This window comes from Micromonospora chersina, assembly GCF_900091475.1.
Taxonomy (GTDB): Bacteria; Actinomycetota; Actinomycetes; order Mycobacteriales; family Micromonosporaceae; genus Micromonospora; species Micromonospora chersina.
The window spans coordinates 71313-94901 of record NZ_FMIB01000002.1 but is presented as its reverse complement, the minus strand read 5'-3'; the positions used below and the strand labels follow the sequence as shown (position 1 = coordinate 94901).

2 protein-coding genes (1 of these 2 cut by a window edge) are annotated in these 23589 nt (G+C 76.1%); both read right to left on the bottom strand.

The features are described 5' to 3' along the window. Positions 1–2593: the beginning of a non-ribosomal peptide synthetase gene (locus tag GA0070603_RS00360; protein ID WP_091305499.1), read on the bottom strand. Its footprint begins 23648 nt before the window's first position; 2593 of the gene's 26241 nt are visible here — the first part of the coding sequence; the start codon lies at positions 2591–2593; its stop codon lies beyond the left edge, outside the window. Continuing rightward, positions 2593–23589 carry a non-ribosomal peptide synthetase gene (locus GA0070603_RS00355; RefSeq protein ID WP_091305496.1) on the bottom strand — a complete coding sequence of 6999 codons (20997 nt, stop codon included), beginning with the start codon at positions 23587–23589 and terminating at the stop codon, positions 2593–2595. Before GA0070603_RS00355 ends, GA0070603_RS00360 begins: the two co-directional genes overlap by 1 nt.

Sequence of the window (23589 nt, the reverse complement as noted above, 5' to 3'; positions counted from 1 at the left end):
CCCGACCCGCGAACACCAGTTCCCCGTCGGCCGTCCACCGTACCCGGTCACCCGTGCGGTACATCCGCGCGCCGGGCTCGAAGGGGCAGGCCACGAACCGCTCCCCCGTCAGCCCCGCCCGACCCAGATAGCCACGGGCGAGCCCGGAACCGGAGACGTACAGCTCACCGGTTACGCCTGCCGGGACCGGGTTCAGGGCGTCGTCCAGGACGTAGGCGCGGGTGTTCGCGATCGGGGAGCCGATCGGCACCGCGCCACCGGGAAGATCCGCCCGGCACCGCCACACGGCCGCGTTCACCGTCGTCTCGGTCGGGCCGTAACTGTTGAACATCACCCGACCCTCGGCCGTCCACCGGGCCACCAACTCCGGCGGGCACGCGTCACCACCCACATCGAGCACGAACGACGGGTCCAGGGCGTTGTCCGGGATGGTCGCCACCACCGCCGGCGGCAGCGTCGCGTGGGTGACCCCCTGCTCGTTCAGGAACGCCGCGAAGTCCGCCCCGAGCCGCCGCTCCGACGGCACCGTGACCAGCGCCGCACCCGAACACAGAGCGAGGAGCCACTCCTCGCAGAACATGTCGAAACCCACCGACGCGAACTGCGCCACCCGCGCACCGGGGCCCACCCCGAACCGGCCATGACTGGCCGACAGGTTCGCGAAACCGGCGTGCGAGACCACCACACCCTTCGGCCGACCCGTCGACCCCGACGTGTAGATCACGTACGCCGGATGACCCGGCAACAGCGGCGCCGACCGGTCGGCGTCGGTCAGCGAAGTCTTGCGGGCGCGGCCGAGCCGGCGGCGGGTGGCCGGGTCGTCGAGGAGCAGCACGGGAAGCTCCGCGGGCGCGCTCCCGGCGGTGGCGGTCTGCGCGAGGGCCAGCACCGGCGCGGCGTCGGCGAGCACGTGGCCGATCCGGTCGGCCGGCTGGTCCGGGTCGATCGGCAGGTACGCGCCGCCGGCCTTGAGCACGCCGAGGATGGCCACCATGAGGTCGGCGGAACGGGTGAGCAGCAGCGCCACCACCGACTCGGGTCCGACGCCGGCCTTGACGAGGTGCCGGGCCAGCCGGTTGGAGCGTTCGTCGAGCTGGCGGTAGCTGAGCTTCACGCCGTCGCTGATCACGGCGGGCGCGTCGGGGGTACGGGCGGCCTGGGCGCTGAACAGCGCGGGCACGAGGCCGTCCGGCGCCGGCACGGCTGTGGTGTTCCAGTCCCGCAGGATGCGGTCCCGCTCGTGCGCGCCGAGCGGGTCGAGGGTGCGCAGCCGCAGCCCCGGGTCGGCGGCGACGGCGGCGAGGACCCGGGCGACCTGGCCGGCGATCCGTGCCACGGTGTCGGCTTCGAAGAGGTCGGCGGCGCCGACGAGGGAGCCGCGCAGCCCGGCCGGCGCGCCGTCGGCGTAGGACTCGCTGAGCACCAGGTCCAGGTCGAGGCCGCGGACGGCCTGCTCGCCGAAGAGCGGGGTGACCCGCAGGCCGGGCAGCTCCAGCGTGGCGGTGCCCCGGGCGGAGAACAGGTCGGCGGTCTCCACGGTGGCCATCACCTGGAACAGCGGCTGGCGGGCCAGCGAGCGGGCCGGGGCCAGCTCCTCCACCAGCTTCTCGAACGGCACGTCCTGGTGGCCGAACGCGTCGAGGGCGGTCTCCCGGACCCGGTCGAGCACGTCCAGGAAGGTCGGGTCGCCGGTGAGGTCGACCCGGATGACCAGGTTGTTGACGAAGCAGCCGACCAGGTCGTTGAGGCCCTCGTCGGTGCGCCCGGCGACCAGCGAACCGAGCGGCACGTCGCGGCCCGCCCCGAGGCGGGACAGCAGCATGGCGGTGGCGGCGTGCAGCACCATGAACAGGGTCGCGCCGTGGGCGCGGGCCAGCTCCAGCAGCCGCCGGTGGGTGTCGGCGGGCAGGCTCAGCTCGGCGGTGTGGGCCCGGTAGGAGGGGGTGACCGGGCGGGGCCGGTCCACCGGCAGCGGCAGTTCCTCGGGCGCCCCGGCCAGGGTGCGCCGCCAGTAGGCGACCTGCTCGGCGACCAGGCTCTCCGGGTCGTCCTCGTCGCCGAGCACCTCCCGCTGCCAGAGGGCGTAGTCGGCGTACTGGACGGGCAGCGGCGGGTGGTCGGGGGCGTGACCGGCGCGGCGGGCGGCGTACGCGCCGGCCAGGTCGCGCAGCAGCGGGCCCATCGACCAGCCGTCGGCGGCGATGTGGTGCACCACAAGCACCAGCACGTGCCCGGTCGGGGACTCCGCGAAGAGCCACGCGCGGAGCGGGATCTCCCCGGCCAGGTCGAAGCCGTACGCCATGGCCCGGTCGACCTCGGCGGTGAGTTCCCCGGCGGCGACGTCGACAACGGACAGCGCGAAGCCGGTCGCGTCGAGCGGCAGCACCTGCTGGATCGGCTCGCCGTCGTGCAGCGGGAAGATGGTGCGCAGCACCTCGTGCCGGTCGAGGACGTCCCGTACCGCCGCGGCGAGCGCGGCCCGGTCGAGGTCGCCGTCGAGGCGCAGGGCGACCGGGATGTTGTAGGTGGCGCCGGGGCCCTCCAGCTGCCACAGGAACCACAACCGGCGCTGCGCGAACGACAACGGGACCATCAGTTCTCCTCCTGCTTGCGCATGGGCCGCAGCGCCGGGCGGGTTTTCCTCGCCGGGCGGGCCTGGGACGCCAGCCAGGCGGCGAGCCCGGCCGGCGTGGGGTTCTCGAACAGCACCCGGATCGGCACGTCCACGCCGCTGGCCGCGTGCACCCGGCTGGCGAGCCGGGTCACGAGCAGCGAGTGGCCGCCGAGGGCGAAGAAGTGGTCGTCGGGGCCGACCGCGGGCAGGCCGAGGACCTCGGCGTACGCGGCGCAGGCCAGTTCCTCCTGCGGGGTGGCCGGTGCCCGGCCGGCCGCCGCGCCCCAGTCGGGCGCGGGCAGCGCCGCGCGGTCGACCTTGCCGTTGACGGTCAGCGGCAGGGCCGCCAGCGTGACGAACGCGGCGGGAAGCTGGTAGGCGGGCAGCCGGTCGGCGGCGTACCCGCGCACGTCGGCGGTCAGGTCGGCGGGCGCCGGGTCGGCGGGGACCAGGTAGGCGACCAGGCGCGGGTCGCCGGGGACGTCCTCGCGGGCCACCACGGCGGCGTGCGCGACGCCCGGGTGTCCGGTGAGGACGGCGGCCACCTCGTCCGGCTCCACCCGGAAGCCGCGGATCTTGACCTGGTCGTCGACGCGGCCCGCGAAGGTGAGCCGGCCGTCGGCGTCCCAGCGCACCCGGTCGCCGGTGCGGTACATCCGCTCCCCCGGCTCGTACGGGCAGGCCACGAAGCGTTCCGCGGTGAGGGCGGGCCGGCCGGCGTAGCCGCGGGCGAGGCTGGCCCCGGCGACGTACAGCTCACCGGGCACGCCGACCGGGACGGGGGCGAGGGTGTCGTCGAGGACGTACACCCGGGTGTCGAGGATCGCGGCGCCGATGTCGGGGGCGTCGTCGGGGCGCAGCGGGGTGGACATGGTGGCGCAGACGGTCGTCTCGGTCGGCCCGTACGCGTTGACGAACCGGCGGCCGGGCGCCCACCGGGCCAGCAGGTCCGCGCCGAGCGCCTCCCCGGCGGAGACGAGCGTGGTGACCGGGTCGAGGTCGCCGGTGCGGGACGCGGCCAGCACGGCCGGCGGCAGGGTGGCGTGGGTGACCCGGTGCCGGGCCAGCACGCCGGCCAGCCCGGCGCCGGGCAGCAGGTCGTCGGCGGGGGCGGTGACCAGGGCGGCGCCGGTGCCGAGCGCCATCACGAGTTCCCAGACCGCCGCGTCGAAGCCGATCGAGGCGAACTGGAGCACCCGGCTGTCCGGGGTGACGCCGAGGCGTTCCACCTGGGTGGTGACCAGGGCGGCCACGCCGCGGTGGGTGACCAGCACGCCCTTGGGTCGGCCGGTGGAGCCGGAGGTGTAGATGAGGTACGCCGGGTGCTCGGGGCGCAGCGGGGCGACCCGGTGGGCGTCGGTGGGGTCGGTCGGGTCGAGGGCGGCGAGCGCGGCGTCGGTCTCCGGTGCGCCGAGCACGGTGACCGGCAGGTCCGCGCCGGCGGGCAGCACGTCGCGCCGCTGCGGGCTGGTCAGCACGTGGGCCGGGCGGGCGTCGTCGAGCAGGTACGCCACCCGGGCGGCCGGGTGGGCCGGGTCGACGGGCAGGTAGACGCCGCCCGCCTTGACCACTGCGAGGAACGCGACGACCAGGTCGACCGAGCGGTCCAGCACCACGGCGACCACGGACTCCGGCCCGACGCCGCCGGCCACGAGCAGCCGCGCCAGCCGGTTGGCGCGGGCGTCCAGGTCGGCGTACCCGATGGTGGTGTCGCCGGCGTGCAGCGCGGCGGCGTCCGGGCGGCGGGCGACCTGCGCGGCGAACAGCTCCGGCACGGTGGCCGGCGGCACGTCCCGCCGGGTGGCGTTCCAGTCGACGAGCAGCCGTCGCCGCTCGGCCGGGTCGAGGAGGTCGACGCGGCTCAGCGGCCGCTCCGGGTCGGTGAGCACGGCGTCGAGGAGACGGACCAGCCGCTGCGCGAGACCGGCCACGGTGGACCTGTCGAACAGGTCGGTGCGGAACTCCAGCACGCCGCCCAGCCCGGCGGGCCCACCCCGCTCGTCGTGCCGCTCGGCGAGGGTGAGGGTGAGGTCGTAGCGGGCCAGGCCGTGCGCGGCGGGCTCGGCCGCCACGGTCAGCCCGGGCAGCCGGGGTTCGGCCTCGGGGGCGTTCTGCACGGCGAGGGCCACCTGGAACAGCGGGTGCCGGGCCAGGGACCGCTCCGGGACCAGCCGTTCCACCACGTCCTCGAAGGGCAGGTCCTGGTGGGCGTACGCGGCGAGGTCGGTGGCGCGGACCCGCCGCAGCAGCTCGGTGAAGCTGGGGTCGCCCGAGACGTCGGTGCGCAGCACCAGCATGTTGACGAAGAAGCCGACCAGGTCGTCGAGGGCCTCGTCGGTGCGCCCCGCCAGGGCGGTGCCGATCGGCACGTCGGTGCCGGCCCCGTGCCGGCTGAGCAGGGCGGCGAACGCGGCCTGGAGGACCATGAAGACGGTGACCCGTTCCGCCGCGGCCAGCTCCACGACCCGGCGGTGCAGCGCCGCGCCGAGTTCCACCGGCACCTCGTCGCCGTGGTGGCCGGCCACGCTGGGGCGGGGCCGGTCGGTGGGCAGCGGGATCTCCTCCGGGAGGCCGGCGAGGGCGTCCCGCCACCAGGCGAGCTGCCGGCTGCGGGTGCTCTCCGGGTCGTCGGCGGAGCCCAGCAGCTCGGCCTGCCAGAGGGCGTAGTCGGCGTACTGCACGGGCAGCGGCGTCCACTCCGGCGCCCGCCCCTCGGCGCGGGCCGCGTACGCGGCGGAGACGTCCCGGGTGAACGGGGCCATCGACCAGCCGTCGGTGGCGATGTGGTGGATCACCAGCACGAGGACGTGCTCGGTGGGGGCGATGGCGAACAGCCAGGCGCGGACCGGGATCTCGGTGGCCAGGTCGAAGGCGTGGCCGGTGACCCCGGCGACGGCGTCGGCGAGCCCGTCCGGGGTCACCTCGGCGACCGGCAGGTCCAGGTCGACCTCGTCGGCCGGCAGCACCCGCTGGTACGGCTCGCCGTCGTGGAGGGGGACGACGGTGCGCAGCGCCTCGTGCCGGCCGACCACGTCACGCAGCGCCGACCGCAGCGCGGCCACGTCGAGGGCGCCGGTGAGCCGCAGCGCCATGGTGTTGCTGTAGCTGGCGGTGCTGCCCTCCAGTTGGCCGACGAACCAGAGCCGGCGCTGCGCGGAGGACAGCGGCGGCCGCCCGGGGCGTTCCCGGGCGGTCAGCGGCAGCCGGCCGGGGGCGGCGCGGTGCAGGCGGCGGGCCAGCCGGGCCGGGGTGAGCGACTCGAAGAGCGCCCGGATGGAGACCTCGGCGGCGAGCGCGGAGCGGATCCGGCTGACCAGCCGGGTGGCGAGCAGGGAGTTGCCGCCCAGGGTGAAGAAGTCGTCGTCGACGCCGACCCGCTCGACGCCGAGGACCTGCGCGTACGCCTGGCAGATCAGCTCCTCGTACGCGTTCGCGGGCGCCCGCCCGCCGCCCTCGGCCACCTCGGCGGCCGGGACGAGCACCGCCCGGGTGGCCGGGGCCGGGGTCTGCACCGGCCCGACGTCGACGGCCGCGACGGGCAGGTCGGGGGTCCGGTCGAGAGCGGCGGTGAGCTGGTCCAGCGCGGTGTGCAGCAGCGCGGCGACCCGGTCGGCGTCGGCGGGCGCGACGGCGTCGACGGTGACCGTGAAGCCGGTGCCGTGGTCGTCGACGGAGACGGTGACCGGGTAGTTGTTCCGTTCCTCGGTGAACAGGGTCCGCACGCCGCTGAGCGGGTCGTCGGGGTCGACGGCGGGCGGCTGCGCGTGCCGGTAGTTGAACAGCGAGCTGAACAGCGGCGCCTGGGCGGGCAGACCGCTGGCCTGCTGGGCCACCGCGAGCGGGGCGTGCTCGTGGGCGACCAGTTCGGCCAGGCGGTGCCGCACCTGGGTGAGCGCGTCGGCCACGCCGGCGCCGGCGAGCCGGACCCGGACCGGCAGGGTGTTCATGAACAGGCCGGGCACCCGGTCGGCGCCGCTGCTCAGCCGGCCCAGCAGGACGGTGCCGAAGACCACGTCGTCGCGGCCGGAGACGGCGGCGAGGACCCGGGCCCAGGCCAGGTGGAACAGGGTGGCCGGGCTGACCCCGTGGGTGCGGGCGGTGGCGCGCAGCCGGTCGGCCAGGCCGGCGTCGAGGGCGGTGTGGGCGCGCCCTGCGTCGCTGCCGTCGCCGTGGATGTCGACCAGGCCGTACGGGGCGGTGGTCCAGGTGACGTCACCGAGCAGGCCGGCGAAGTACCGTTCGTGCTCGGCGCGGGACACGCCGAGCCGGGCCTCGGCCACGAACCGCCGGAACGGCACGGGCGCGGGCAGCTCGTCGTCCCGGCCGGTGAGGAACGCGCGGACCTCGTCGAGCACCACGTCCCGGGCCGTGTGGTCCTGCACGAGGTGGTGCATGCGCAGCAGCGCCAGCCAGCCCGGCCCGTCCGGCTCGGCGGCGACGTGCACGGTGAGCAGCGGCGCCCGGTCCAGCTCCAGCCAGCCACCGGCGGCGGCGCGCAGCTGGTCGACGGGGTCGCCGCCGGGGTCGAGGGTCACCTCGGTGACCGGCAGCTCGGCGCGGCGCCATACCACCTGGACGGGTTCGGGCAGGTCCTGCCAGACGACGGCGGTGCGGTAGGCGTCGTGCCGGTCGACCACCCGCTGGAGGGCGGCGAGGAAGCCGTCCAGGTGGGCGCGGTCGTCGAAGCCGAGCACGGTGGGCAGCACGTAGACGTCGTCGCCGTCCCGGTCGGCCATGAGGTGGTGGAAGAAGATGCCTTCCTGGAGCGGCGCCAGGGGGTAGATGTCGGCGACGTTGGACGCGCCGCCGGGCACCCGGGCCACCACGGCGGCCAGGTCGGCGTCGGTCAGGTCGACAAGCGGCACCATGGCCGCCGTGACGGCCTCGGCGCCCTCCGGGATCCGCCCGTCCGGCACGGCGACGGTCGCGCCGTCCGCGGCGGCGGCGAGGCCCGCCGGGGTCGGGCTCACGAAGAGGGTACGCACGGACACGGTGATCCCGTGCCGGCGCAGGTGTTCCACGAGGGAGACGGCGAGCAGCGAGTGCCCGCCCAGGGCGAAGAAGTCGTCGTCCACCCCGACCCAGGGCAGGCCGAGCACCTCGGCGTACGCCGCGCAGACCAGTTCCTCCCGCGCGTCGGCGGGCGCCCGCCCGCCTCCGGCGGCGACGGCCGACGGCGCCGGCAGGGCGGCCCGGTCGAGCTTCCCGTTGCCGGTCAGCGGCAGGCCGTCCAGCTCCACGAAGGCGGAGGGCACCAGATAGCCGGGGAGCCGCCGCGCGGCGTGCTGCCGGACCGCGTCGGTGACCGGCGTGCCGGCCTCGGCGGGCACGAGGTAGGCGACGAGGCGCTTGTCGCCGGGGGTGTCCTCGCGGACCACCACGGCGGCCTGTGCCACCGCGGGGTGCGCGGCGAGCACGGCCTCGGCCTCGCCGGGCTCGACCCGGTAGCCGCGGATCTTCACCTGGTCGTCGGCGCGCCCGACGAAGACGAGCCGCCCGTCGGCGTTCCACTTCACCCGGTCGCCGGTGCGGTACATCCGGCCGCCGTCGAACGGGTCGGCCACGAACCGTTCGGCAGTCAGGGCGGCGCGGCCCAGGTAGCCCCGGGCCACGCCGGCCCCGGCCACGTACAGCTCACCGGGCACGCCGACCGGGACCGGCTGGAGCCGGTCGTCCAGGACGTAGACGCGGGTGTTGTCCAGGGGGCGGCCGATCGGCAGGACATCGCCGACCTGGGCGGGGTCGGTGACCTCGTGCTGGGTGGCGCAGAGGGTGATCTCCGTGGGGCCGTAGAGCTGCCGCACCCGCAGGCCAGGGTTGGCGTCGAGCACGCGGCGCACCGCCTGCGCGGGCACCACGTCACCGCCGGTGAGGACCTCGCGCAGCCCGGCGAAGCAGGCCGGGTCGCGGTCGGCCAGCACCCGCAGCAGGCCCGCCGTCACGTGCACGTGGGTCAGGTCGTGGCCGGCGACGAGCGCCCGCAGCCGGGCCCCGTCGATCGACTCCGGCGGCGCCACGACCACGGTCCCGCCGGACAGCAGCGGCACCCAGATCTCGTAGTCGGAGGCGTCGAAGGCGTGCGGCGCGTGGAACAGCACCCGCGGCGTCTCGCCCCAGCAGCGGTCCCGCGCGAGGCGCACCACGTCGCGGTGGGTGGTGACCACGCCCTTCGGCACGCCCGTGGAACCCGACGTGTACATGAGGTACGCCGCCGCCGACGGCGACACCGGCCCGTCGACGCTGTCGACCTCCACCGCCCCCGACCGGTCGACGTGCAGCGGTGTCAGCCCGTCGGCGCCGGTCACGAACTCGTGCCCGGCCGTCGCCTCGTGGACCAGCACCACGCGGGCGCCCGCGTCGGCGGCGACCGTCCGCATCCGGGCGACGGGCCAGGCGGTGTCCAGCGGCAGGTAGGCCGCGCCGGCCTTCAGGACCGCCAGCAGCGCCACCAGCAGGTCGGCGGACCGCTCCAGCACCACGGCCACCGACGACTCCGGGCCCACTCCCGCCGCGACCAGGCGACGCGCGAGGCGCTCGGCGCGGGCGTCCAGCTCCCGGTAGGACAGGGATCCATCGCCCGAGGCCACGGCCAGCCCGTGCGGGTCGGCCGCCACCCGGGCGGCGAACGCCTCGGGCACCGACACGTCCGCCACCGGCACGGCCGTGTCGTTCCAGTCGACCAGCAGCCGCTGCCGTTCGGCCGGGTCGAGCAGGTCGACGGCGGAGATCCGGGTGTCGGGGGCGGCGGCCATGGTCCGCAGGACCCGGACCAGCCGGTCGGCGATGCGCTCGGCGGTGGACCGGTCGAAGAGGTCGGCGGCGGCGAGCAGGGTGCCGGTCATCCCGGCCGGCGTCCCGTCCGGGCCGAGCGCCTCGCTCATGCTGAGGTCGAGGTCCACCTTGGCCGGCACGTCGCCGGTGGTGAGCGGGGTGGCGCGCACGCCGGGCAGGTCCAGGGCCGGCCCGGCGCCGTCGCCTGTGGTGTTCTGGAGGGTGAGCAGGACCTGGAACAGCGGGTGCCGGGCCAGCGAGCGGGCCGGGGCCAGCTCCTCCACCAGCTTCTCGAACGGCACGTCCTGGTGGGCGAAGGCGTCCAGGGCCGTGTCGCGGACCCGGGCCAGGGCCTCCGCGACGGTCGGGTCGCCGGCCAGGTCGGTGCGCATGACGAGGGTGTTCACGAAGAACCCGACGAGGTCGTCGAGGCCCTGGTCGGTACGGCCCGCGACGGCCGCGCCGATGGGCAGGTCGTTGCCGGCGCCGAGCCGGGACAGCACCACGGCCAGGGCGGTCTGCACGGTCATGAAGAGGGTCACCCCGGACGCGCGGGCCAGCGCCACGAGGTCGCGGTGCAGGTCGGCGGGGACTGTCACGTCGACCGGGTGGCCGCGATGGCTCGGTTCGGCCGGGCGGGGCCGGTCGGTGGGCAGGGCCAGTTCCTCCGGCGCACCGGCGAGGGCCGTGCGCCAGTGGGCGACCTGCCGGGCGATGAGGCTGTCCGGGTCGTCCTCGGCGCCGAGCAGGTCGCGCTGCCAGAGGGCGTAGTCGGCGTACTGGACGGGCAGCGGGGTCCACTCGGGAGCCCGGCCGGCGTGCCGGGCCGCGTACGCGGCGGACAGGTCACGGGCGAGCGGGCCCATCGACCAGCCGTCGCCGGCGATGTGGTGCACGACCAGCACCAGCACGTGCTCGTCGGGCGCGACGGCCAGCAGCGTCGCCCGCAGCGGCGCCTGCACGGCCAGGTCGAAGGGGCGCGACGCGACCTCGGCCACCGCGCCGGCGACCCGGTCGGCGGCCACCTCCACGAGGTCGAGCCGCACGCCGGCCTCCGCCACGGGCAGCACCCGCTGGTACGGCTCGCCGTCGGCGACCGGGTAGACGGTCCGCAGCACCTCGTGCCGGTCGAGGACGTCACGTACCGCCGCGTCGAGGGCGGCCCGGTCCAGGTCGCCGGTGAGGCGCAGCGCCACCGGGATGTGATAGGTGGCGGCGGCCCTGTCGAGCTGGGCCAGGAACCACAGCCGGCGCTGGGCGAAGGAGAGCGGGACGCGCTCGGGGCGTACCCCTCGGGTGAGCGCGGCCCGGCCCCGGTCGGCGCCGGCCAGCCGGGCGGCGAGCGCGGCGGGGGTGGGCGCCTCGAAGAGGGTCCGGACGGTGACCTCCACCTCGAAGACCGCGCGGACCCGGCTGACCAGGCGGGTGGCGAGCAGCGAGTGCCCGCCGAGGGCGAAGAAGTCGTCGTCCACGCCGACCGCGGTCCGGCCCAGCACCTCGGCGAAGATCTCGCAGAGCAGCTGTTCGTGGACGGTGGCCGGGGCCCGGCCGGTGCCGCCGCCGGCCAGGTCGGGGGCGGGCAGGGCGGCCCGGTCGAGCTTGCCGTTGACGGTCAGCGGCAGCGCGTCGAGGGTCACGAACGCGGCCGGCACGAGGTAGGCGGGCAGCCGCTCGGCGGCGTACTCCCGCACGGTGTCGGCGATCGGCGCGCCGGCCTCGGCGGGCACCAGGTAGGCGACGAGCCGCTTGTCGCCGGGGGTGTCCTCGCGGACCAGCACGGCGGCCTGCGCCACCGCCCGGTGGGCGGCGAGGACCGCCTCGACCTCGCCGGGCTCGACCCGGAAACCGCGGATCTTCACCTGGTCGTCGGCGCGGCCCGCGAAGACCAGCCGGCCGTCGTCGTCCCACCGCACGCGGTCGCCGGTGCGGTACATGCGCCCGCCGGAGCCGAACGGGTCGGCGACGAACCGCTCGCCGGTCAGCGCCGGCCGGCCGGCGTAGCCGCGGGCCAGCCCGGCGCCGGCGACGTACAGCTCGCCGGTGATCCCGACGGGCACCGGGGCGAGGGCGTCGTCGAGGACGTAGACGCGGGTGTTGTCCAGCGGCCGGCCGATCGGCAGCACGCCGCCGACCTCGCCGGCGTCGGCTACCTCGTGCTGGGTGGCGCAGAGGGTGACCTCGGTGGGGCCGTAGAGCTGCCGGACCCGGACGCCCGGGTTGGCGTCGAGGACGCGGCGGACCGCGCCGGCCGGGACCACGTCGCCGCCGGTGAGCACCTCCCGGACCCCTGCGAAGCAGGCCGGGTCCTGCTCGGCGAGCACCCGGAGCAGGCCGGCGGTGACGTGCACGTGGGTCAGCGAGTGACCGGTGACCAGGGCGCGCAGCGCGGGGCCGTCGACCGCCTCGGGCGGCGCGACGACCACCGTGCCGCCGGAGAGCAGCGGCACCCAGATCTCGTACGAGGAGGCGTCGAAGGCGTGCGGCGCGTGGAACAGCACCCGGGGCGTCTCGCCCCAGCACCTGTCGGCGGCCAGGCGCACCACGTCGCGGTGGGTGGTGAGCACGCCCTTCGGCACCCCGGTCGAGCCGGACGTGTACATGAGGTACGCCCCGGCCGACGGCGGCGCCGGGGCCGGCAGCACGCCGGGGCCGTCCTCGTCGGTGTCCGCGGCGACGACCGTCGCGCCCTCGGCCGCGGCGGCGGTGACGAAGTCGTGCCCGGCGGTCGGCGCGTGCACCAGGACCACCCGGGCGCCCGCGTCGGCGGCGACGGCCCGCATCCGGGCCGCCGGCCAGGCGACGTCCAGCGGCAGGTAGACGCCGCCGGCCTTCAGCACGGCCAGCAGCGCCACGACCAGCTCGGCGGAGCGTTCCATGACCACCGCGACCGGCGTCTCGGGGCGGACTCCGGCGGCGACCAGCCGGCGGGCCAGCCGGTCGGCGCGCTCGTCCAGTTCCCGGTACGACAGCGCGGCGGCCCCGGCCGCGGCCACGGCCACGGCGTCCGGGTCGGCGGCCACCCGCCGGGCGAACGCCGCGGGCACCGGCTCGTCGGTGACCGGCGCCTCGGTGGCGTTCCACTCCTCGACCACCTGGCGCAGCTCGGCGGCGTCCAGCACCTCCACGGCGCCGAGCGGGGTCTGCGGCGCCTGCTCCAGCGCGGCGGTGAGGCTGTCCAGGCAGGTGAGCAGCAGCGAACCGACGCGGGTCGGGTCCGCCGGGGCGACCGCCTCGACGACCAGCGCGAAGTCCGTGCCGTCGTCGTCGACGGAGACGACCATCGGGTAGTTGGTGTTGTCCCGGTGCAGGACCGCCGTGACCCCGTCCAGGCCGGCGCCCGGGTGCCCGTCGGTGGGCAGGTTGTGCCGGTAGTTGAACAGCGAGGTGAACAGCGGGGCGGCGGCGGGGACGCCGCTGGCGCGCTGGGCGAGCGCGAGGGGGGCGTGCTCGTGCACGAGCAGGTCGGCGAGCTGGTCGCGCAGGGCGGTCAGCGCGTCGGCGACGCCGTGCCGGGCGAGCCGTACCCGCACGGGCAGCGTGTTGATGAACAGGCCGGGGGCCCGGTCGGCGCCGGCGCCGGCGTTCATCCGGCCGAAGAGGATGGTGCCGAAGACCACGTCGTCGCGGCCGGCGAGCGTGCCGAGCAGCCGGGCCCAGGCCAGGTGGAGGATCGTGGCCGGGCTGACCGCGTACGCCCGGGCCAGGTCCCGGACCCGGGCGGTGAGCGCCCGGTCGGCGGTGAGCTGCACCTGGACGGCGGTGGTGCCGTCGTGGTGGGTGTCGGTGAGGCCGTAGGGGGCGGTGGTCTCGGTGACGTCGCCGAGCAGGTCGGCGAAGTACCGCTCGTGCTCCTCGTCGGAGACCCCGAGCCGGGCCCGCGCGACGAACTCGCGGTACGGCAGCGGCGGCGGCAGTTCCTCGGCGCGGCCGGTGAGAACGGCGCGCAGCTCATCGAGGACCACGTCGAAGGTGGTGTGGTCCTGGACGAGGTGGTGGATACGCAGGAGCAGCAGCCAGCCGCCGTCGGGGGCGGCGGCCACGTGGGCGCGCATCAGCGGGGCGGCGCCGAGGTCGATCCGGGTGCCGGCGGCGGCGAGCAGCGCCTCGACCGGGTCGGCGGCCGGGTCGAGGGTGGCCTCCTCGACGGGCAGGTCGGCGTGGCGCCACACCACCTGGACCGGTTCGCGCAGCCCGTCCCAGACGACGCTCGTGCGGTAGATGTCGTTGCGGGCCACCAGGTGGCGCAGCGCGGCCAGGAAGGCGTCGAGGCGGTCGCGGGTGTCGAGGTGCAGCACGTACGGCAGGGCGTAGACGTCGGTGTCGTCGTCCATCAGGTGGTGGAAGAAGATGCCCTCCTGGAGCGGGGCCAGGGGGTAGACGTCGGCGATGTTGGCGGCGCCGCCCGGAACGGTGGCCACGACGCGGGCCAGCTCGGCCTCGGTGAGGTCGACAAGCGGGAGCATGGCCGGGGTGAGGGCGGTGGCGCCGTCCGGGATGAGGTTCGGCGGCACCTGCACGCGGTGCGGTTCGGCCACCGCGGCCAGGCCGGCCGGGGTGGCGGTCTGGAACAGGGCGCGCACCGGCACGCTCAGCCCGCGCCGGCGGAGCTGTTCGACGAGCGCGATGGCGAGCAGGGAGTGGCCGCCGAGGGCGAAGAAGTCGTCGTCCACGCCGACCCGGTCCAGGCCCAGCACCTCGGCGAATGCGGCGCAGAGCAGCTCCTCGGCGGGGGTGGCGGGTGCGCGGCCGGTGGTGGCGGCGGTGTACTCGGGTGCGGGCAGGGCGCGGCGGTCGAGCTTGCCGTTGACGGTCAGCGGCAGCGCGTCGAGCAGCACGAGGGCGGCCGGCACCATGTACGCGGGCAGCCGCTCGGCGGCGAAGCCGCGGACCGCCTCGGCGAGCCCGTCGGTGGCGGCGCCCTCGGCGGGCACCAGGTAGCCGACGAGGCGGGTGTCGCCGGTGTCCTGCCGGGCCACCACTGCGGCCTGCCCGACGGCCGGGTGGTCGGCGAGGACGGCCTGGATCTCGCCCGGCTCGATGCGGAAGCCGCGCACCTTGACCTGGTCGTCGGCGCGGCCGGCGAAGACCAGCCGCCCGTCGGTCGTCCACCTCGCGCGGTCGCCGGTGCGGTACATCCGGCCGCCCGGCGCGCCGAACGGGCAGGCCACGAAGCGTTCCCCGGTCAGGGCGGCGCGACCCACGTAGCCGCGGGCGAGCTGGGCGCCGGCCACGTAGACCTCGCCGGCCACGCCGGCCGGCACCGGCCGGAGGCGCTCGTCGAGGACGTACACCGACAGGCCGGGCAGGCCCCGGCCGATCACGCTGCCGGCGTCCGCGTCGGCCGGTTCGAGGGCCTGGTAGGTGACGTGCACGGTGGTTTCCGTGATGCCGTACATGTTGACCAGCCGCGGCCCGGACTCCCCGTGCCGCGCCCACCAGTCCGCCAGCCGGGCCGGCTCCAGGGCCTCACCGCCGAAGACGACCGCGCGCAGCGCCCCGTCGCGGAGCACGTCGGAGTCCATGAGCTGGTAGAAGGCGGACGGGGTCTGGCTGAGCATGGTGACCCGCTCGCGGACCAGCAGGTCGGCGAACTCCTGCGGGGAGCGGGAGACGGCGTACGGCACCACGACGACCCGGCCGCCGTGCAGCAGGGAACCCCAGATCTCCCAGACCGAGAAGTCGAACGCGAACGAGTGGAACCAGGACCACACGTCGTCCGCCCCGAATCCGAACAGCCCCTCCGTCGCGGCGAACAGCGCCACCACGTCGCGGTGCGGGATGAGCACGCCCTTCGGGGCGCCGGTGGAGCCGGACGTGTAGATCACGTACGCGGGGTGCCCGGAGCGCAGCGGCGCGGTCCGGTCGGCGTCGGTGACCGGCGTGCCGGGCAGGCCGGCGAGGGTCTCGCGTACCGCGGGGTCGTCGAGGACCAGCGGCGGCACGCCCGCCGGCACTGCCGCGGCGGAGGCCGCGGTGGTGACCGCGCAGACCGCGCCGGCGTCGGCGAGCACGAAGCCGATCCGCTCGGCCGGGTACGCCGGGTCGACGGGCAGGTAGCCGGCGCCGGCCTTGAGCACGGCCAGCAACGCCACCACGAGGTCGGGGGTGCGGTCCATGAGCACGCCGACCAGGTCCTCGGGCCCGATGCCGCGCGCGACGAGCAGCCGCGCCAGCCGGTTGGCCCGTTCGGCGACCTCGGCGTAGGTGAGGTGCCGGCCGTCGAAGGTGAGCGCGACCGCCTCCGGAGCCCGGGCCGCCTGCGCGTCGAAGAGGTCCGGCAGGGTGCGGTCCGCCACCGGCACGGGGGCCGGGTTCCAGGCGGTGAGCAGCCGGGCGCGCTCGTCGGCGTCGAGGACGTCGACGGCGTCCAGCGGGGTGTCCGGTCGGTCGGTCAGCGCGGCGACGATCCCGGCCAGGGCGGTCCGCAGCAGCGCGCACACCCCGTCGGCGTCGACGGGCCCCTCGACGACCAGGTCGAAGCCGGTCCCGTCGTCGTCCACGGCGACGGTGACCGGGTAGTTGGTGAGGTCGCGGGCGGAGACCACCGTGATGCCGGGCAGGGCGGCGCCGGCCTCCTCGGCGCTGACCTGGTTGTGCCGGTAGTTGAAGATCGACGTGAACAGCGGGCTGCCGCCGGGCACGCCGCTGGCCGCCTGGGCGACGGCGAGCGGGGCGTGCTCGTGCACCAGCAGGTCGGCGAGCTGGTCCCGCAGCGCCGCCAGGGCGCCGCCGACGGTGCCGCGCAGGCCGACCCGCACCGGCAGGGTGTTGATGAACAGGCCGGAGACCCGGTCGGCGCCGGCCCCCGCGTTCATCCGGCCGAACAGGACGGTGCCGAAGACCACGTCGTCGCGGCCGGCGAGGACCCCGAGGACCCGCGCCCACACCAGGTGGAACAGGGTGGCGGGGCTGACCCCGAGGGTACGGGCCAGGTCGCGGACCCGGGCGGCGAGCGCCGGTTCGACGGTGCGCCGCCCCTGGACGTACGCGGCGCCGTCGCCGTGCACGTCGAGCAGCCCGTACGGGGCGGTGGTCTCGGTGACGTCGCCGAGCAGGTCGGCGAACCAGCGCTCGTGCGCGGCGCGGGACACGCCGAGCCGGGCCTGGGCGACGAACTCGCGGAACGGCACCGGGGCGGGCAGCGTGTCGCCGCGCCCCTCCAGGTAGGCGTGCAGTTCGTGCAGCAGCACCTCGAGGGCGGTGTGGTCCTGCACGAGGTGGTGGATGCGGACCAGCACGAGCCAGCCGTCGCCGCCGGGTTCGGCGGCCACGTACGCGTCGACAAGCGGCGCGCGGCGCAGTTCCATCCAGCCGCCGGCCGCGGCGAGCAGCGCCTGGACCGGGTCGGCGGGGTCGACGGTGACCTCGTGGACGGGCAGGTCGGCGTGGCGGACGACGACCTGGACGGCCTCGCGCAGCCCCTCGTGGACGATCGCGGTGCGGTAGACGTCGTTGCGGTCGACCACCTGCTGGAGGGCGGCCAGGAAGGCGTCGAGCCGCTCGCGGCTGTCGCAGCGCAGCACGGTGGGCGTGACGTAGACGTCGGTGCCGTCCCGGTCGGCCATGAGGTGGTGGAAGAACAGCCCCTCCTGGAGCGGGGCGAGCGGGTAGACGTCGGCCACGTTGCCGGCCCCGCCGGGCACGGCGGCCACGATCGTGGCGACCTCGGCCTCGGTGAGGTCGACGAGCGGCAGCATGGCCGGGGTGAGGGCGGTGGCGCCGTCGGGGATGAGGTTCGGCGGCACGGCCACCGTCCCGGGACCGGCGGCGGCGGCCAGCCCGGCCGGGGTGGGGGTGGTGAACAGGGCGCGGACGGAGACGGTGACGCCGCGCTGCCGCAGCCGCTCGACGAGGGAGACGGCGAGCAGGCTGTGCCCGCCGAGGGCGAAGAAGTCGTCGTCGACGCCGACCCGGTCGACGCCGAGGACCTCGGCGAACGCGTCGCAGAGCAGTTCCTCGCGGGCGCTTGTGGGTGCCCGGCCGGCGCCGGCGGCGTACCGGGGGGCGGGCAGCGCCTTCCGGTCGAGCTTGGCGTTGACGGTGAGCGGGAACGCGTCGAGGAGCACCACGGCGGCGGGCACCATGTACGCGGGCAGCCGCCCGGCGGCGTGCCCCCGCAGCGTCTCGGCCAGCCCGTCCCGCTCGGCCCCGTCGGCGGGTACGACGTATGCGACGAGCCGGATGTCGCCGGGGCTGTCCTCGCGGGCGATCACGGCGACCTGGGCGACGTCGGGGTGTTCGGCAAGCACGGCCTCGACCTCGCCGGGCTCGATGCGGAACCCGCGGATCTTCACCTGGTCGTCCGCCCGACCCGCGAACACCAGTTCCCCGTCGGCCGTCCACCGCACCCGGTCACCCGTGCGGTACATCCGCGCACCGGGCTCGAACGGGCAGGCCACGAACCGCTCCCCCGTCAACCCCGCCCGACCCAGATAGCCACGGGCGAGCCCGGAACCGGAGACGTACAGCTCACCGATGACGCCGGGCGGGACCGGGTTCAGGGCGTCGTCCAGGACGTAGGCGCGGGTGTTCGCGATCGGGGAGCCGATCGGCACCGCGCCACCGGGAAGATCCGCCCGGCACCGCCACACGGCCGCGTTCACCGTCGTCTCGGTCGGGCCGTAACTGTTGAACATCACCCGACCCTCGGCCGTCCACCGGGCCACCAACTCCGGCGGGCACGCGTCACCACCCACATCGAGGACGAACGACCGATCCAGGGCGCCGTCCGGGATGGTCGCCACCACCGCCGGCGGCAGGGTCGCGTGGGTGACCCCCTGCTCGTTCAGAAACGCCGCGAAATCCGCGCCGAGCCGCCGCTCCGGCGGCACCGTGACCAGCGCCGCACCCGAACACAGAGCGAGGAGCCACTCCTCGCAGAACATGTCGAAACCCACCGACGCGAACTGCGCCACCCGCGCACCGGGGCCCACCCCGAACCGGCCATGACTGGCCGACAGGTTCACGAACCCGGCGTGCGAGACCACCACACCCTTCGGCCGACCCGTCGACCCCGACGTGTAGATCACATACGCCGGATGACCCGGCAACAGCGGCGCCGACCGGTCCGCGTCGGTGAGCGGGGTCGGGTCGAGCGCGGCCAGCGTGGCCACGGTCGGCGGGGCGTCCACGACGACGACGGTCGCCACGTCGAGCGGCACCCACGGGGCGGTGCGGAGTTGGGCGAGGACGGCCACGGGCCGGGCGTCGGACAGCACGTGGCCGACGCGTTCGCGCGGCTGGTCCGGGTCGACGGGCAGGTACGCGCCGCCGGCCTTGAGCACACCGAGGATCGCCACGAGCAGCTGCGGGGAGCGTTCCAGCATGAGCGCGACCACGGACTCCGGGCCGACGCCGGCGGCGACCAGGTGCCGGGCCAGCCGGTTCGCGCGTTCCTCGACCTCCCGGTAGGTCCACTCGACCTCGCCGCCGACCAGCGCGACCGCGTCCGGTGTGCGGGTGGCCTGGGCGCTGAACAGCGCGGGCACGAGGCCGTCCGGCACCGGCACGGCGGTGGCGTTCCACTCGCGCAGGATGCGGTCGAGCTGCGCGGGGCCGAGCGGGTCGACCGCGGCGATGGGGGTGTCCGGGGCGTGTTCGAGGGCGGCGACAAGGTTGGCCAGGCAGGTGACCAGGAGCCGGCAGACCTCGGCCGGGTCGGCGGGGGCGGTGGCCTCGACGATCACCTCGAAGCCGTCCGGGCCCTGGTTGACCGACACGTCGAGGGGATAGTTGGTGGGTTCCTTGGTGAGCAGCGCGTCGACCCCGTCGATGCCGGTGCCGGAGCGTCGGACGTCGACCTGGTTGTGCCGGTAGTTGAAGATCGACGTGAACAGCGGGCTGCCGCCGGGCAGGGCGCTGGCCTGCTGGGCGAGGACCAGCGGCGCGTGCTCGTGGGTGAGCAGGTCGGCGAGTTGCCGGCGCATCTCCCCCAGCGCGTCGCGGACGGTCCGGCCGGCGAGCCGGGCGCGGACGGGCAGCATGTTCATGAACAGGCCGGGGGCCCGGTCGGCGCCGGGGCCGGCGAACAGCCGGCCGAGCAGCATGGTGCCGAAGACGACGTCGTCGCGGCCGGACACCGCGGCCACCACCCGCGCCCAGGCCAGGTGGAACAGCGTCGCGGGGCTGACGCCGAGCGTCCGGGCCAGGGTGCGGATCCGCCCGGCGAGGTCGTCGGTCACGGCGAGCTGCGCCTGCGCGGCGTCGGTGCCGTCCCCGTGCACGTCCAGCAGGCCGTAGGGGGCGGTGGTCTCGGTGACGTCGCCGAGGAGCCCGGCGAAGAACTCCCGGTGCGCCGTCTCGGGCACGCCGTGCCGGGAGTGGGCGACGAACTCGCGGAACGGCAGCGGCGCGGGCAGCCGGTCGGCGCGGTCGGCGCGGTCGGCCAGGAGGGTGCGGATCTCGTCGAGCACCACCTCCAGGGAGGTGTGGTCCTGCACGAGGTGGTGCATGCGCAGCAGCACGAGCCAGCCGTCGCCGGACGGGTCCGCGGCGACGTGCGCGCCGATCAGCGGTGCGCGGTGCAGCTCCAGCCAGCCGCCGGCGGCGGCGCGAAGCTGGTCGACGGGGTCGCCGCCGGGTTCCAGGGTCACCTCGGTGACCGGCAGGTCGGCGCGGCGCCACACGACCTGGACGGGCTCGCGCAGGTTCTCCCAGACGATCGCGGTGCGGTAGACGTCGTGCCTGTCGACGACCCGACGCAGCGCGTCGAGGAACTCGTCGACCCGCTGCCGGGTGTCGGCGCGGAGCACGAAGGGCATGGCGTAGACGTCGGTGCCGCCCTGGTCGGCCATCCGGTGGTGGAAGAGGATGCCCTCCTGGAGCGGGGTGAGCGGGTAGACGTCTGCCACGTTTGCCGCGCCGCCCGGCACGGTGGCCACCACGGCGTCGACCTCGGCCGCTGTGAGGTCGACAAGGGGCAGCAGTTCCGGGGTGAGCGCGGTGGCGCCGGCCGGGATGAGGTTCGGCGGCACGGCCACCGCCTCGGGGCCGGCGACGGCGGCGAGCGCGGCCGGCGTGGGGCTGACGAAGAGGGTACGCACGGACACCGCCACCCCACGCCGGCGCAGGTGCTCCACCAGGGACACGGCCAGCAGGGAGTGCCCGCCCAGGGCGAAGAAGTCGTCGTCCACGCCGACGGCGGGCAGGCCGAGCACCTCGGCGAACGCCGCGCAGAGCAGTTCCTCCCGCGCGTCGGCGGGGGCCCGCCCCGCCCTCGTGGCGACAGTCTGCGGCGCCGGCAGGGCGGCCCTGTCGAGTTTCCCGTTGCCGGTCAGCGGCAGGGTGTCCAGCTCCACGAACGCGGAGGGCACGAGGTACCCGGGCAGCCGCTCGGCGGTGTGCTGCCGCACGGTGTCGGTGACGGGCTGTCCGGCCTCGGCGGGCACCAGGTAGGCGACCAGGCGCTTGTCCCCGGGGCTGTCCTCGCGGACCAGCACGGCCGCCTGCGCCACCGCCGGGTGGGCGGCCAGCACCGCCTCGACCTCACCGGGCTCGACCCGGTAGCCGCGGATCTTCACCTGGTCGTCGGTGCGCCCGGCGAAGACGAGCCGCCCGTCGGCGTTCCACTTCACCCGGTCGCCCGTGCGGTACATCCGGCCGCCGTCGAACGGGTCGGCCACGAAGCGTTCGGCGGTCAGGGCGGCGCGGCCCAGGTAGCCCCGGGCCACACCGGCCCCGGACACGTACAGCTCGCCCGGGACGCCGACCGGGACCGGCTGGAGCCGGTCGTCCAGGACGTACACGCGGGTGTTGTCCAGGGGCCGGCCGATCGGCAGGACATCGCCGACCTGGGCGGGATCGGTGACCTCGTGCTGCGTGGCGCAGAGGGTGATCTCCGTGGGCCCGTAGAGCTGCCGCACCCGCAGGCCAGGGTTCGCGTCCAGAACCCGGCGCACCGCCTGCGCGGGCACCACGTCACCGCCGGTGAGCACCTCGCGCAGCCCGGCGAAGCAGGCCGGGTCGCGGTCGGCCAGCACCCGCAGCAGGCCCGCCGTCACGTGGACGTGGGTCAGGTCGTGGCCGGTCACCAGAGCACGGATCGCCGCCACGTCCGGCACCCCCGCAGGGGCGACGACCACGGCCCCGCCGGACAGCAGCGGCACCCAGATCTCATACGTCGACGCGTCGAACGCGTGCGGCGCGTGGAACAGGACGCGGGGCGTCTCGCCCCAGCACCGGTCCCGCGCCAGGCGCACCACGTCCCGGTGGGTCGTCACCACGCCCTTCGGCACACCGGTCGAGCCCGACGTGTACATCAGGTACGCCACCGACGACGGCGACACCGCCGCCGGAAGTTCCGCGACGGCGTCAGGCGAGCCGGCCAGATCCACCCGCAGCAGCGTCAGCCCCTCGGCGCCGGTCACGAACTCGTGCCCCGCCGTCGCCTCATGCAGCACCACCACCCGCGCCCCCGCGTCGGCGGCCACCGTCCGCATCCGCGCGAGCGGCCACGCCACGTCCAACGGCAGATAGGCCCCACCGGCCTTCAGGACCGCCAGGAGCGCCACCAGCAGCTCAGCGGAACGCTCCAGCACCACGGCCACCGCCGACTCAGGACCCACGCCCGCCGCCACGAGCCGGCGCGCCAGCCGCTCGGCCCGGGCATCCAACTCGGCGAAGGACAGCGACACCTCGCCGGACACCACGGCGATCGCGTCCGGGTCGGCGGCCACCCGCGCGGCGAACGCCTCGGGCACCGACACGTCCGCCACCGGCACCGCCGTGTCATTCCAGTCGACCAGGACCTGCCGCCGCTCGGCCGCGTCGAGCAGGTCGACGGCGGAGACCCGGGCGTCCGGGTCGTCGGCCATGGCGGTGAGCACCCGGCCCAGGCAGGCGGTGAGCCGGGCGACGGTCGCCGGGTCGAACAGGTCGGCGGCCGCCGTGACCACGCCGCGGACACCGGCCGGCCGGCCCTGCCCGTCGTACGTCTCGCCGAGCGTGGCCTCCAGGTCGAACCGGGCGGTCGGGCGGCCGACGGTGAGGGCGTCGGCGCGTACCCCGTCGAGGTCGAGGGTGGCGCCCGTGTCGAGCGGGGCGACGACCACCTGGAAGAGCGGGTGCCGGCCGAGCACCCGGGCCGGGGCGAACTCCTCGACCAGCCGGTCGAACGGCACGTCGGAGTGGGCGAGGGCGCGCACGGCGGCGCCGCGTACCCGGTCGAGGACCTCGGCGAAGGTCGGGTCGCCGGTGAGGTCGGCCCGGACGACGAGCGTGTTGACGAAGAAGCCGACGAGGTCGTTCAGGGCCTCGTCGGCGCGGCCGGCGACGGGCGTGCCGATCGGCAGGTCGGTGCCGGCGCCCAGCCGGGACAGGGTGACGGCCGTGGCGGCCTGGTAGAGCATCGGCAGGGTGGCCCGGCGCCGCCGGGCGAGCGCGGCGAGCCGCCGGTGCACGTCGGCGGGGAGGCTCAGCCCCCGGGTGTGGCCGCGGTACGAGGGCTCGACCGGGCGGGGCCGGTCGGTGGGCAGCGGCAGTTCCTCGGGGGCGCCGGCCAGCGCCTCCCGCCACCAGGCGAGCTGGGTGGACAGCCGGCTGTCCGGGTCGTCGGCGGCGCCGAGCAGGTCCCGCTGCCAGAGGGCGTAGTCGGCGTACCGGACCGGCAGGGGCGTCCACTCCGGCGCCCGCCCTGCGGCGCGGGCCGCGTACGCGGCGGCGAGGTCGCGGGCGAACGGCTCACCGGACCAGCCGTCGGTGGCGATGTGGTGCACCACCACGACGAGGACGTGCTCGTCGGGCTGGACGGTGAACAGCCACGCCCGGACGGGGATCTCGGTGGCCAGGTCGAAGGCGTACGCGGCGACCCGGGCGACGGTGGCGGGCAACTCGGCGGCGGTGATCTCGGCGCCGGGCAGGTCGGTGGCGGGGGCGACGGCGGGCAGTTCGGGGGTCGGCCGGTCCCAGGGCAGTTCGGCGAAGGCGACCAGCGGCACCGGCGGCGCGGCGGCGGCGGGCGTCACCCGGACCCGGGTGAGTTCCCAGGTCAGCTCGTCCGGGTCGAGCACCCGCTGGGCGGGTTCGCCGCCGGTCGCCGGGAAGACGGTGCGCAGCGGCTCGTGGCGCCCGATGACGTCGCGCAGTGCGGTGTCGAGCGCGGCCGGGTCGAGCCGGCCGGCCAGCCGCACGATCGTCGGGCTGTTGTAGGTGCCGCTCGGCCCCTCGACCTGCCACTGGAACCAGAGCCGCCGCTGGGCGTACGACAT

Bases quoted from the DNA above. Each gene is read 5' to 3' on its own strand.
- GA0070603_RS00355 (WP_091305496.1), bottom strand. From the start codon at position 23,589: ATGTCGTACGCCCAGCGGCGGCTCTGGTTCCAGTGGCAGGTCGAGGGG.